This window comes from Pedobacter psychroterrae, assembly GCF_004331695.1.
Lineage (GTDB): Bacteria > Bacteroidota > Bacteroidia > Sphingobacteriales > Sphingobacteriaceae > Pedobacter > Pedobacter psychroterrae.
Genome location: NZ_SJSL01000001.1, coordinates 1,356,243 through 1,369,844, shown reverse-complemented (window position 1 = coordinate 1,369,844; position 13,602 = coordinate 1,356,243). Strand labels below are relative to the sequence as shown.

9 protein-coding genes are annotated in these 13,602 nt (G+C 42.3%); 7 read left to right on the top strand and 2 right to left on the bottom strand.

Annotated features, from left to right (window positions below; translation table 11 throughout):
* Window positions 1–130 precede the first annotated feature (130 nt).
* The 6 genes from EZ437_RS05985 to EZ437_RS05960 all read left to right on the top strand — a co-directional run bounded on the left by EZ437_RS05985 (window position 131) and on the right by EZ437_RS05960 (window position 9,631).
* The gene (locus tag EZ437_RS05985; protein WP_131594209.1) at window positions 131–3,499 is read left to right on the top strand and encodes a SusC/RagA family TonB-linked outer membrane protein; all 3,369 of its coding nucleotides are present in this window, start codon (window positions 131–133) and stop codon (window positions 3,497–3,499) included.
* An 11-nt stretch (window positions 3,500–3,510) separates the two neighbouring features.
* Window positions 3,511–4,932, top strand: a complete 1,422-nt coding sequence (locus EZ437_RS05980) for a RagB/SusD family nutrient uptake outer membrane protein (protein WP_131594207.1) — start codon at window positions 3,511–3,513, stop codon at window positions 4,930–4,932.
* A 13-nt stretch (window positions 4,933–4,945) separates the two neighbouring features.
* Window positions 4,946–5,719: a DUF4843 domain-containing protein gene (locus EZ437_RS05975; RefSeq protein ID WP_131594205.1), complete on the top strand. Its 774-nt coding sequence runs from the start codon at window positions 4,946–4,948 to the stop codon at window positions 5,717–5,719.
* A 16-nt stretch (window positions 5,720–5,735) separates the two neighbouring features.
* The gene (locus tag EZ437_RS05970) at window positions 5,736–7,253 is read left to right on the top strand and encodes a PKD-like family lipoprotein (RefSeq protein WP_131594203.1); all 1,518 of its coding nucleotides are present in this window, start codon (window positions 5,736–5,738) and stop codon (window positions 7,251–7,253) included.
* 26 nt (window positions 7,254–7,279) lie between these two features.
* Window positions 7,280–8,671: a TlpA family protein disulfide reductase gene (locus EZ437_RS05965; protein ID WP_131594201.1), complete on the top strand. Its 1,392-nt coding sequence runs from the start codon at window positions 7,280–7,282 to the stop codon at window positions 8,669–8,671.
* A 63-nt stretch (window positions 8,672–8,734) separates the two neighbouring features.
* Entirely contained in the window at window positions 8,735–9,631 is an 897-nt protein-coding gene (locus tag EZ437_RS05960) for a retropepsin-like aspartic protease (RefSeq protein WP_225869507.1), read from the top strand.
* Between the two features lie 5 nt (window positions 9,632–9,636).
* Here EZ437_RS05960 and EZ437_RS05955 read toward each other — a convergent pair whose 3' ends face one another.
* Complete coding sequence (locus EZ437_RS05955; protein ID WP_131594197.1) at window positions 9,637–10,584, bottom strand: SPFH domain-containing protein; 948 nt, start codon at window positions 10,582–10,584, stop codon at window positions 9,637–9,639.
* Window position 10,585: 1 nt separating this feature from the next.
* Complete coding sequence (locus EZ437_RS05950; protein ID WP_131594195.1) at window positions 10,586–11,032, bottom strand: NfeD family protein; 447 nt, start codon at window positions 11,030–11,032, stop codon at window positions 10,586–10,588.
* Window positions 11,033–11,173: 141 nt separating this feature from the next.
* Between EZ437_RS05950 and EZ437_RS05945 the strand changes: the two genes are divergently transcribed.
* Window positions 11,174–13,594, top strand: a complete 2,421-nt coding sequence (locus EZ437_RS05945; RefSeq protein WP_131594193.1) for a DUF1549 domain-containing protein — start codon at window positions 11,174–11,176, stop codon at window positions 13,592–13,594.
* The last annotated feature ends 8 nt before the right edge of the window (window positions 13,595–13,602 follow it).

The window sequence follows — 13,602 nt, the reverse complement described above, 5'->3', positions numbered from 1 at the left end:
GGAACAAAAAAATTCAGGAGCGGTTGCAACGCCCCTGAATTTAGATTTACTCTATGAGTAACTGTCCGGGAAGGCTGTTCTAATAATTCGACTTACTAAACATTGGACCCTAACCCAAACAATCAAATGTATGAATTTTTACATGACATTTAAGCGTCGCTTTGAAGGCAATGCTTATGCCAATATTATATTAAAATTGAAACTCACCTTAATCGTATGGATGACTGTAATTCTGCAGGTAAGCGCCACCAGCTATGCCCAGATTACACTGAATGAGAAATCAGCGCGCCTTGAAAATGTTCTTCAAAAAATCAAAAGGCAAACTGGGTATGATTTCTTTTATAATTCAGATATGCTAAATAAAGCCAGGCCTATCACCATTGTGGTAAATGATGTATCCGTAGAGGAAGCACTTGACCTGTGTTTCAAAAATCAGCCATTGTCATATCGGATTGAGCAGAAAACAATCGTCGTAAGGTACCAGACGGAACGGACTTTAGCCCCACGGGATATCAATATCACCGGGACAATAGTTGATGAATCGGGCAAACCTATCCCAGGTGCCACGATCAGAATCAAAGACAGCAGTCAGCAGACGCTGTCCAGGTTGATTGTCAGCAACAGCGATGGCAAGTTTAGCATCACTGTAAATTCAGAAAATGATATACTACTGGTTTCTTATGTGGGCTACAAGACTCAGGAAGTAAAGCTTAAATCCATCCAAGGTCCACTTATTGTAAGAATGGAGATGTCTGAAACAGCTATGAAAGATGTGGTTATTACCGGTACGGGTATAACACGGAACAAGAATAGCTTTACAGGTGCGACAGCTTCCTATACTGGCGAACAACTAAAAGCTGTCGGAAACCAGAATCTCATCCAGGGACTACGTGCATTAGATCCCTCTTTTCTTCAATTAGAAAACAATCGTTTGGGTTCTAATCCAAACGAATTGCCAAACATAGAAATACGTGGTAAAACCAGTATATCTTCTACATTACAGGATCAGTTTGCTTCTGATCCCAATCAACCTTTGTTTATCCTTGATGGATTTGAAACCTCATTGCGTACCATTGTTGATTTAAACATAAACAGAATCGGTTCGGTTACGATTCTTAAGGATGCCGCTTCTACTGCGATGTACGGCTCAAAGGCTTCTAACGGCGTAGTGGTTATTGAAACGGTTAAACCGAAACCGGGACAGATGCGTTTGAATTACAGCAGTGACTTTAACGTAGAAGCACCAGATCTGAGTGGGTACAATATGATGAATGCCGAAGAGAAACTGGAATTTGAGAGGCTATCTGGCAGATACACTTATTTTCTTGGGGCAAATTCATATCCCCAGGGTCAGATTTACCTGGATTCGATTTACAATGTACGCTTGGCTGAAGTACGCAGAGGTGTAAACACTTATTGGTTAAATGAGCCTGTTCAGACCGGGTTTTCACAAAGGCATTCCATTTATGCCGATGGTGGTGATCAGTCCTTGCGTTACGGTGTAGGAGCTACCTACAAAAAAACTTCAGGAACAATGAAGGGTTCCGGAAGAGAAGATTGGGCAGGAAACGTTGACCTCACTTACAGAAGGGGTAGATTTAATATATCCAACCAGCTATATGTCAATGGATATAAGGGTGACGAATCGCCTTATGGATCTTTTGCCAATTTTGTAAATGCAAATCCTTATTACAGAAAAGACAATCCAGATGCCCGTTATCTTGAAGAAAGCAGGGACAATACATTCATCAATCTTTACAAAGTAACCAATCCTTTGTATAATGCTGCATTGAACAGCATAAACAGCACAAAAAATTTTGCTATCCAGAACAACCTCCAGATCATCGTTGATCTTAGCCAGGATTTACGCTTGCAGGGTGCTGTACAGTTGCAGAAAGGTGTTACTACAGGACTTAAGTTTCTGTCCCCCCTTCATACTTCATTTGACAATGCCAGCATATTTGAAAAGGGCTCTTACAATAATAGCAAAACTGATAATTTCAGTTATAACGCGAATGCAATGTTAACTTATGGTAAGGTATTAAACGAAGTACACTCGTTAACTGCAAACCTTAGGACAGATATCAGGCACAGCAACAACCAAAACATAGCTTTTTCTGTAGTCGGTTTTCCTGCGTCCAGTAATGGTAACCCAAGTTTTGCCTACAGCTATCAACCAGATTCACGTCCGGCGACGGCTCTTAGTACAGCCCGGACTAATTCTATCCTGGCCTCTGCAAACTATGCATATGATGGAAGATACCTGGCTGATTTTTCATTCCGATATGATGGGTCGACAGCCTTTGGTTCCAACAAAAAATACTCCCCCTACTTAAGTGGTGGCATAGGATGGAACGTACATCGTGAAGATTTTATGGAAAGTGTAGACTGGATAGGTACTTTCAGACTGGTGGCCAACATCGGTAAAACGGGTAATCAGAACTTCGCTTCAGTCTCTTCCATTTCAACTTATGGGTATGACGCTTACATTAATATATATGGCCAAGGCGTCACATTGAATTCATTGGGCAATCCAAATCTTAAATGGCAAAATTCAGTACAGACCAATCTTGGTACTGATCTGGTTATGTTCGGGGATAAGCTGGCTTTAAACGTTAACATCTATTCTAAGAAAACCGATCCTTTGGTGGTGGCGGTCGACCTGCCTTCTTCAACAGGAATTAAAGCATATCCGATGAATGCGGGCTACCTGGATACTAAAGGTTTTGAAGCTACAGTTAAATATTCGCTGCTATACAGACCTGAAGATAGGGTAATTTGGACACTGGGTTTAACAGGCACAGCATATAAAAGTACCTATGGGGGCTTTAACAACAGGCTGGCCTCTTTAAATACGGCTCAACAAAACAGCAAAGGATTAATTCGTTACAAAGACGGGTATGGTCCGCAAGATATCTGGGCTGTTCTGTCTAAAGGAATTGATCCTTCAACAGGGCAGGAAATATTTTTGAGAAGTGACGGTCAATACACCTTTACCTATAATACAGACGATATTGTAAAGGTAGGCAGTGAACAACCTCAGCTAGAAGGTGTTTTTAGCAATACGCTGGTTTATAAAGGATTTAATATGGGCGTTAACCTCAGGTATATCCTTGGCCGAGACGTTTTTAATTCTGCTCTTTATAATAAAGTAGAAAATATCGATGTGCAGGGGCTGGAAGATAACCAGGATAAACGGGCACTTTATGACCGTTGGAAAAGACCGGGTGATATCTCTCAATTCAAAGCCATCTCCCTGACCACTGAAACCCCGATATCTTCACGTTTTGTACAAACGGAGAACATGCTGAGTGGTGAGTCGATCAGTTTTGGCTATACTTTCCAGAGTAATGGCTGGTTAAAAAAACTAGGACTTTCTTCATTGCGAATGAATGGCTATGCCAATGATATCTTCCGATTTTCAACGGTACGCAGAGAACGTGGTATAGAATATCCATTTGCCCGTTCTGTATCATTTAGTTTAAACGCAGGCTTTTAATATTATCAGTTATGAAAAAAATATCTAAGAATACCATCATAATCACCGCTCTGGTAGCATTACTTCCGTTTGTGTCATGCAAAAAATGGCTCGATGTTCAGCCGGAGGATAAATTTACAGAAAAACAGATTTTTTCAACCCGGCAAGGTATTGCCGATGCATTAAACGGAATTTACCTGGAAATGGGGAAAGAAAGGTTGTATGGAGCGAACCTAACCAGTACAGTATTGGATATCTTTGCCCAGCGCTACAATGTTAACTCACTCCACGATTTTAGCAAATACCAGACATACACATTTGATGATAAGAATGTTAAGGCAAGGTTAGATGGGATGTGGACGCAGACGTACATAAATGTAGTCAATGCCAATAAATTTATCCAAAACCTGGATGCCTATCCTGGCGTACTGGATAAGCAAACAGATTCTTTGTTCAGAGGAGAGGCATACGCACTCAGGGCCTTCCTTCAGTTCGATATGCTTAGGTTGTTTGGCCCGGTATATCGTACCGCCGACTCTACTAAAACAGCAATCCCTTATTACACAACCGCAGGTACGGATGTTAGTGAAATTTTGCCTGCAAACCAGATCATGCAAAAGGTTATAGCTGATCTTAATACTGCAGAAATACTGTTGAACGGGGATCCAATTAAAAAAGTTGGCGTAATTAAATCGGCAAATTACAATTACCTGACCTACCGAAATTATCGTTTGAATTATTATGCGGTAAAGGGATTGCAGGCAAGAGTTTATTTATATCGCGGAGATAAGGTCTCCGCTCTGGCAGCGGCTAAATCGGTGATCGATAACGCAACTAAATTCCCCTGGATCACCACAGGACAGGTCTTATCAGACAAGATAAACCCAAACCGGGTATTTACCGGCGAGATCCTTTTTGGATTGCAAACGCTTGATCTTTACGATGTACACAGGGACTACTTTGCTCCGGATTTACAGGACAAAAGTATATTGGCCCCATCGGATGCCCGTTTGAAAACAACATTTGAGAACAACGAAAATGACTACCGTTATAACCCCAACTGGATGCTTACCGGCATAGGTGGGAAATCTTATAAAACGTTTTTTAAATATGCCGATATCATCGACAAGAAATTGGACTACAGGTTAACGATATCATTGCTTAGGTTAAGTGAAATGTATTATATCGCTGCAGAGAGTGAGCAAAATGCCGGTTATTTAAATACAGTAAGGAACAATAGGGGCCTGCTAAATTTACCGCCCACTGCTAATCTTACTACGGAATTGTTAAAAGAATATCAAAAAGAATTTTTTGGTGAAGGACAGCTTTTTTATTATTACAAACGGATGAACAGCGCTACGATTCCAAATCCATTAGCGACAAGCGGCAGTATTACAATGAATGCTACCAAATATGTTGTTCCATTGCCTTTGTCTGAATTAACCCCTAGATAATAAGATCCAGATCATGAAGAAATATATATATATAATAGTTGCATTGCTGGCATTCTGTGCCGCATTTGTATCATGCAAAAAAAATCTGAATACCTATGATGGTGTAGACGGTATTTATTTCCTGCCTGCCATGGTTTCTATTAATCAGCTTCCGGTTAATGATAGCTCTATCGTATCATTTGGCTATGCAAAGCCAGAACTAAAAGATTCAGTGTTTTACCTACAAGTAAGGGCCGCCGGCCTTCCATCGAAAACAGACAGGGATTTTAAATTAACTATTGATCCATCGTCAACGGCTATAGAAGGTACGCATTATGAATTTGTTTCCAAAAATTTTGTTATCCCGGCCAATGAAACCGTTGGACGTATATTTTTAAAACTTAATCGTATTGCTGAACTGACCAGTAAGCCGGTCATACTGCGTCTGAATCTGGAAGAAAACGCCAATTTCAAAACGCCAATGGAAGACCGGATAGTGAATGTCACAACAGGGAAAAAGCTCAGTTATATCCAGCATAGTGTCTGGTTTGATGACATTCTAAAAAAACCTAAGTCCTGGCTGGATTTCTATATGGGCACATTCAGCAGAAAAAAGTTATTTCTCTTGGCAGAAGTTGCTGAAATTGAAAAAATCAGTGATCTCGACAATACTGCCCTTACGCCCATCCCAAAATCCCTCTATTACGCAACTTTCATGCAACGATATCTGAATGAAATGAAGGCAGCAGGAAAGACTATTTATGAGGAGGACTCCAGTGAAATGATTATGGGTCCGGGAGTTCAATAATTTAAAAAAGACAAATATGCTTAAAAATCAATATATAAAACATGCATTATGCGTTTTAATGCTGTTAACGGCTCTTTCCTGTAAAAAGGATCTCGGAAATTACAGTTATCAGGAAATCAATTCGGTAGACTTTTCGGGTATCAACCCTGACTATAATACCATTCTCGGTTCCAGATTTCAACTCAATCCCACACTGAAATTTAGCCAGGACAACTCCGGCAATGCAGATCGTTATGCCTATGAATGGTTTGCGATTAATCTGGCCGGTGGCCTGGCTGCTGATGTAAAGAAAGACCTGGCCAAAACACGTAACCTGGATATTGTTCTTCAAATTCCTCCGGGAACATACAGAGTTTATTATATGGTAACGGATAAGGAGAGTGGAGTTACTTACAGAACCACTTTTAAACTGAGAGTAGAAACCTCTATCTATGAAGGATGGATGCTGATGAGTGAGGTGAGCGGAAATGCGCGGGTTGACATGATTTCAAAGATTAATGACCAGTACACCACAATTATTGATGTCCTGGGCACAACAGGCTCAGAGCTGACATTAAAAGGCAAGCCACTGAGTGTCAATTGTTTTAATTACACTCCCGCTATCTTTGGAATTTATTTATCAACTGACCAGGCAACGAACAGAATAGATCCTGAAACGTTCAAATGGAAAAACACTTACAACCTCTCTTATGAGGTGGTGGCAAATGTACCTGCGGGTTTCCATGCTGATTTTTTTGCTCCAATTAAATTGGAAGCAGGAAATTCTTATATGTATTCAGGAGGAAATGTCTATTACTACATGTATTCCTATCAGATAAACTATGGTACGCCAATAAACCTGGTAAAAGGGGAGTCAGTTGGATTCCGCGCCGCACCTTTTGTGGTTGCAGTAAGGCACCCCACAACTTTGGAGGCCATAGCTGTACTTTTTGATACCGATAAGAAGCGATTTTTAAAGCATGGCAACGACGAATCAAATGTATCCACTTTTTCAGCCAATTCTCTTTTTGACTTTAATAATGTTGGAATGGATCTGGTTCATATGGAATATTCTCCATTTAATGGGGGAGATGTATTTGCTGTACTGAAAAACACTGCAGGTAAGATTTTCCTGGCACGGTTTAACGCGACAACCGGCATACAAACCTATTTCCAAGAGATCCAGGCAACGGAAATCGGCCTTGCAAATAAGTTTGCTGTAAGCCCTGTATATGGCTATTTGTTTTATAGCACTGGCGATAAAGTTTATGAATATGATACCTCTTTAAAAACTAGCAAATTAATGATTGATAAGGGTGCTGAGGTGATCAGTATGCTAAAATTTCATGAATTTTCGAGAACCACAGCTTCCAGACCGTATTATCAAACCCGGAGAAATCAACTAATGGTGTGCAGCTACGATCCCGCGCTCACGGCAGATAAAAATGGAAAAATGGAATTATTTGAAGTTCCGTCACTTAATGGTGACTTGGTTAAAGGAGAAAGTTACACTGGCTTTGGTAAAATTGTAAGTGTAGACTATAGAGAGCGTTAATCTAAACACACACATCTAATCAAAATATGATACTAAAAAAAATATACAGTTCGGCAATGTTGTTACTAGCAACATTGCCGTTACTTGCCCAGTTGCCTGTCGAAATTAACGGTCAACTGAACAAGGAAAGAAAGAGTCCCTTAAAGCTATTTAAAATTGTCGAAGGAAAGCCCTTAGAAATTGCGGTATCAACACCGGGAGACAAGGGACGTTTTGGCTTCCTTTTCTACCCGGAGTATGAAGGCTTTTATTTAGTTGGAACCGGTGCCATTAACAATCCGGCTGATAGCTATAAATTCTATTTTAAGCCTGGCGATAAACTTTCTCTTTCCATATCCGATTCGAGTTATGTACTTAACGGGAATCGGAATTCCAAAGAGAATGTAGTGATGGCTCAGTGGCATGATTTAGTGTTTCCATTGGAGCAGAAGTCAATCAACTTTTTTAGAGTTAACAGCACCTTCATCGATTTTTTCCCCGAGTTGGAAGATATTGTTGCTAAATCTAAAATCTTTCTGAATGGAAAAAAAACCGGGAACGCGAAGTTCGATAAGGTAATGATAGAAAACATCAAGTGGGATATGGCCCACTATGCCGTCAGTTTTCTGAATACCCCACGCACTGCGCATCCGTCTGTTGAGGAATATAGCCCCTATTACACTACGCTAACAACACAGGGTTTTGCTAAAAATGCCTTGGAAGTTTACCAACAGCCATGGGGGGCGAGAATACTAGCCGGATTGGTCATGGTGAATATGAGATTGCAAAACGTGAAATTTACGCCTGGTTTGGAAGGGCTTAAAAACGCTCTTTCTTTTATACCAAATGATACCCTCAAGGGCGATGCAGTATTGGAAAATGCCATGCGGTATAAAAACTACACGGACTATAAAGAACTAATGGAAGTATATGGCAAGTATATCTTAACTGCAGCGCAGAAGAAGAGAAATCTGGATATTGCTACCCCCTTGCTTACCTTAAAACCTGGCGATGATGCCTATGCATTCGCTTATCCGGATAAGGAAGGTAAAACGGTCAGCATGGCGTCGTTAAGGGGTAAAGTTGTGCTGGTTGACGTTTGGGCAACCTGGTGTGGGCCCTGCAAAGCCGAAATTCCTCACCTAAAAAAACTCGAAAAGGAAATGGAAGGAAAGGATGTGGAAATTATCAGCTTATCAACTGATGCCCTGAAAGACAAGGAAAAATGGCTAAAGATGATTAAGGATGAAAACTTAGGCGGCACACAATTATTTGCCGGTGGCCCGGGAAATGAGTTTTCTCAATATTACAAAGTGAATTCCATTCCTCGTTTCCTGGTGTTCGACCAAAAAGGAAAGATAGTGTCCGTTGATTCACCAAGACCATCAAATCCTGCACTTAAGGCCCTGCTCGAAAAAACACTGACAGCAAAACAATAAAGCGAAGCCCGGTTTTGATGACCTCCTTACCGGGCTTTTTAACAAGATCAACATATGAATTTAATGAAGCAAGTTCTGACCTTATTGGCGGCCCTGTGTTTTTCAATATTGACGAATGCAAAGGAAGTTGCACGTATCCCCTTTGAAAGCCATAATGGCAATATCATCCTTACCGTAAAACTCAATGAGTTTCCCCGCCCCCTCAAACTGCTTTTTGATACAGGCGCTGATGGAATGGCTGTAGGACAAGGCTTAGCCGATTCCATAGGCTTAAAGATTGCCCGCACACAGAAAACCTCTGTAGTTGGTGGTTCTATAGACATTTCAGTTTCTACCGGAAATACGGTGCATTTGGGCAGCTTTGATTTTAAAAACCAGAGCATCGCTATTTTTAAAGAGCTGCACAAAGAAGGTACAGATGGCATTATTGGCAACACCCTGGCCCGGCATTATATTGTTAAGGTAGATTATGACCGCAAGGAATTATTGCTTTATAACTTTGGCGACTTTGAAGAAAAAGGAGGAACCGCAATTCCTTTCACTATTCCTGCCGGGTTATTTATCATCCCCGGCACTTTAAGCATCACAGTAGATCAGTCTAGTCCCGGGAACTTTGTTTTTGATACAGGGGCTGCTTATGGCCTGATCTGCTTCAGGCCATTTGTAAAACAACATAAGCTGCTGGTCAGCGGATTTAAGGCTGAAAGGCATGGCAGCACAACCAGCATGGGCATAAATACCCCAACTTTTTCGGGAAAAGCTGCTTACTTTTCTTTTTCAAATATGCCCCCCGTTAAAAACATGTCCGTTACCTTAATGGCGGGAGGCGGACAAAATGAAAACTGGAACCCCGGCTTTGACGGCTCTATTGGCGTTGAACTGATTAGCAACTATAATTTTACCATTAATATGCAAAAGAAAGAGATCTATCTCAAGCCCGTTAAAGGAAACCGGGATTAGCTACTCTAAGTCTTCGCTAAAAATGAAGGACTGTTGGGCTGAGTTTTGTTCAGAACAGAAGTAATACTTGCAATAACCCCTGCGATATCCGACAGGTCGGCAGGAACGATCATCGTATTGTTCGTTTTGGCCAGCTTGCCAAACTCGCCCAGATATTGCTCGGCGATGCGCAAGTTTACTGCATTCATTCCACCCTCTTCATTGATGGCTTTGGCAATCGCCATGATACCTTTTGCTGTAGCTATCGCTACCATTTCAATTTCAGATGCAGTACCGCTTGCCTCATTGATCATACGCATTTTCTCACCCTCTGATCTGGCTATCGCCTCCTGCTTATCACCCTCGGCCCTGTTGATCTTGGCTTGTTTATCACCTTCAGATTCAGCAATCAAAGCCCTCTTTTCACGTTCCGCACGCATCTGCTTCTCCATGGCGTCACGGATGCTCTGCGGAGGAGAAATATTCCTTACCTCGTAGCGGGATACTTTTATACCCCATGGCTCACTTGCCTTGTCCACTGCCTCTACAATACTGGCATTCACCGTATCCCGTTCTTCAAATGTTTTATCCAGTTCCATCTTTCCGATAATGCTTCTCATGGTCGTCTGTGCAATCTGAACTACCGCAAATTTATAATTGTCAATTCCGTAGGATGCTTTTTGAGGATCAATGACCTGAAGGTACAAAACCCCGTCTACTTCTACCGCAATATTATCCCGGGTGATACAGATCTGAGGGGCTACATCCAATGCCTGCTCCTTCAGGTTTTGCTTGTAGGCTATTTTGTCAATAAAAGGGATCAGGATATGAAAACCGGCATCCAATGTCCGGCTGTATTTACCCAGGCGCTCAACAATAAATTCTGAGCGCTGAGGCACAACCTTGAACGTCGACAAAAAAGCAATAAAGACAAATACGATTAAAATAATCAAAATAATAGAAGTAGCGTTCATGTTATATTTTTTTAAGTGTTACAGTTAATACAATGCTTTCATAGCCAATGATGGTCAGTTCATCACCCTCATTGATGGGCTCCTCAGCCTGGGCATCCCAGCTTGCCCCTTTGAAATATACTTTCCCTGTTCTACCGGGAAGAAAGCTTGTGCTGGCGACAGCGGTTTTACCGATAATCTCATCTTCCAGCAGGCCCGGACTCGCTGCCCGCATACCCAATTTAGCCTTTATCCAGTTTCTAAACAGGAGCACTGACAATAGTGAGGAGGCCAGGAAAACAATCAGTTGCACGTTGATAGAAACATCTGATACAAGCGTTAATCCGGCAACGATCCATGCTCCTATACCAAAAAAGAAGATAATGAATCCCGGCACAACGAATTCCAGCAGAAAGCATATAAATCCAATGATGAACCAGATAACAGTGATATTTAAGAGATCGTCCATTTCATAAACATATAGAAAAATTCTCAAATATCCTAGTGATAGCAGGACAGTACAGGTTGGTTATTCTAAAAAAAAAACGGATATTTAGCTATTGGGCGAGGGCATTGCCCCTATTTTTAAACACCAAATATAATTTCAACTATGCTACAGGTCAATGCATTTTGGCTTTGGGAATTTTTAGGCCATTTGCATCCACTCGCTGTTCATTTTCCGGTGGGTTTACTGCTATTTGCCGCAATACTGGAACTGTCTACAGTAAAAAATTTCCACTCCAGGTTTAGGCCGGGCATCAATGCCCTTGTTATTGCAGGATCGATTTCTGCACTGATCTCGGCCCTTTTTGGCTGGCTGCTGTTCCTGTATGGCGACTACAGTGGAAACACCATAGACCTCCATCAATGGACTGGTTACGCTACCGCAATTTTGAGTTTGTTCACCTTATCTTTCCTACTGCTGATCAGGAAAAATCATAAACCTGGGTATGTGATTGCTTACCGTTCACTCCTTTTTCTTACAGGTATTGGGGTAGCTGTTGCAGGTCATTTTGGTGCCACCCTCACACATGGTGATCTCTTCCCGAAATCCTCCAGCTCATCCAAAGATGGCGGAGGTATAGAAAAACCATCAGCCAATTTTAACCTGGAGGCGCTCCAGGCAGACACCGGAAAGCTCAGCGTAAAGCAGGTGACAGATCTTAATACAGAAGTAAGGGCCATCCTGGCACACAATTGTTATAAATGCCACGGCCCCGAAAAAATAAAAGGCGGACTCAGGCTCGACGGAAAGCACATGGTGCTGAAAGGGGGAGAAAATGGCCCTGTCATCGTTCCGGGAAATCCTGAAAAAAGCGAACTCTTCATTAGAATTAATCTTCCGGCAGACCATGAAGATGTCATGCCTTCTAAGGGGAAAAAACTAAAGAACAATGAAATTGAGATCATCAAACTCTGGATCGAAAAAGGTGCGCCATGGCCTGAAGATGGCAGCAAGGAAATTATCTATAAAGTGGCCGAACTCATGCCACGCAATCCCATACTTCCTGATGCGCCTGCTGGCCTGTCAGACGGAGCAAAAAGCGGGCTCAGCAATCCTGTAGACCGCTGGACCGATCAGTATTTCATCAAAAACAAGACCAAATGGCCTGCTGTGGTCAATGACGAGCTTTACCTCCGCAGGATTTACCTGGACGTTATTGGGATGTTGCCAAGTCCGGAAGAGATAGAAAAGTTTAGCAACGATGCGCGGCCAAATAAAAGAGCGCTCTGGGTACGTCAGCTCCTGAACCTCGAAGATGATTATGCATTGCACTGGCTTAGTTTCTGGAACGATGCCTTAAGGAATGACTATACGGGCACGGGATACATCACCGGGGGGCGTTTCAACATTACCGACTGGCTGTATAAATCATTAAAGAACAATAAGCCTTATAATCAGTTTGTCAAAGAATTGATCAGCCCGACTGCCGAATCAAAGGGTTTTATAGAAGGCATCAAATGGAGGGGTGTGGTCAATTCCAGTCAGCGGACAGAAATGCAGGCTGCACAAAATGTCTCACAGGTATTCCTCGGCCTTAACCTCAAATGCGCTTCCTGTCACAATAGTTTTATCAGCGACTGGAAGCTGGAGGATGCTTATGCCTTTGCCAATATATTTGCAGATACTACGCTGGAAATAAACCGCTGTGACAAGCCTACCGGAAAGTTTGTAGATGCCAGGATGCTGTGGAAAAAATTAGGGACAATCGACAATAAGGCTACGGTAGCAGTCAAACGGAAGCAATTGGCAGAGAACCTGATCAAACCTGAAAACGGCCGTTTATACCGTACCATCGTAAACCGCATCTGGGCTCAGATGATGGGCCGTGGGCTCATTGAACCGGTTGATGTCATGGACAATGAACCCTGGAACCAGGATTTGCTGGACTGGATGGCCTATGATTTCGTAGCAAAAAAGACCGACCTTAAGGAACTCATCTATCTGATCGCCACTTCCAATGCTTACCAGCTGCCATCGGTTGGGTACAAAGAGCCTGCTATTATCAGCAACCCTAAATATAAGTTTAAAGGAATGGTGCGCAGACGGATGTCGGCCGAACAGTTTACCGATGCGGTAAGTAACATCATCTCACCTGTTTTTGCAGACTCCAACCTCAAATACAACCCTTTTTTAAAAGCGGCATACAACGGGACCCCGGCAAAACCTTCGTTTGTAAGGGCTGCACTGGTTGCCAACAATAGCTTCCTGTCCGCATTGGGAAGGCCAAACAGAGAAACTGTCTCTACAGGAAGGGACTCACAGGCCAACCTGCTGCAGGCATTGGAACTGACCAATGGCGGGCGGTTTAACGCGGTGCTGAAGGAAGGGGCAGAACAGTGGATCAAAAAGTTTAATGACCCTGATCTCCTGATCAAGAATATTTACGAAAGAACACTGGGCAGGGAACCCCGGCAAAATGAACTGGCTATAGCACGTAAATCATTGGGCAAAGCACCTACAGCTGATGCAGTGCAGGATCTGTTCTGGGCAATGGTACTATTGCCGGAGTTTCAAATTATCTATTAACTGAATTA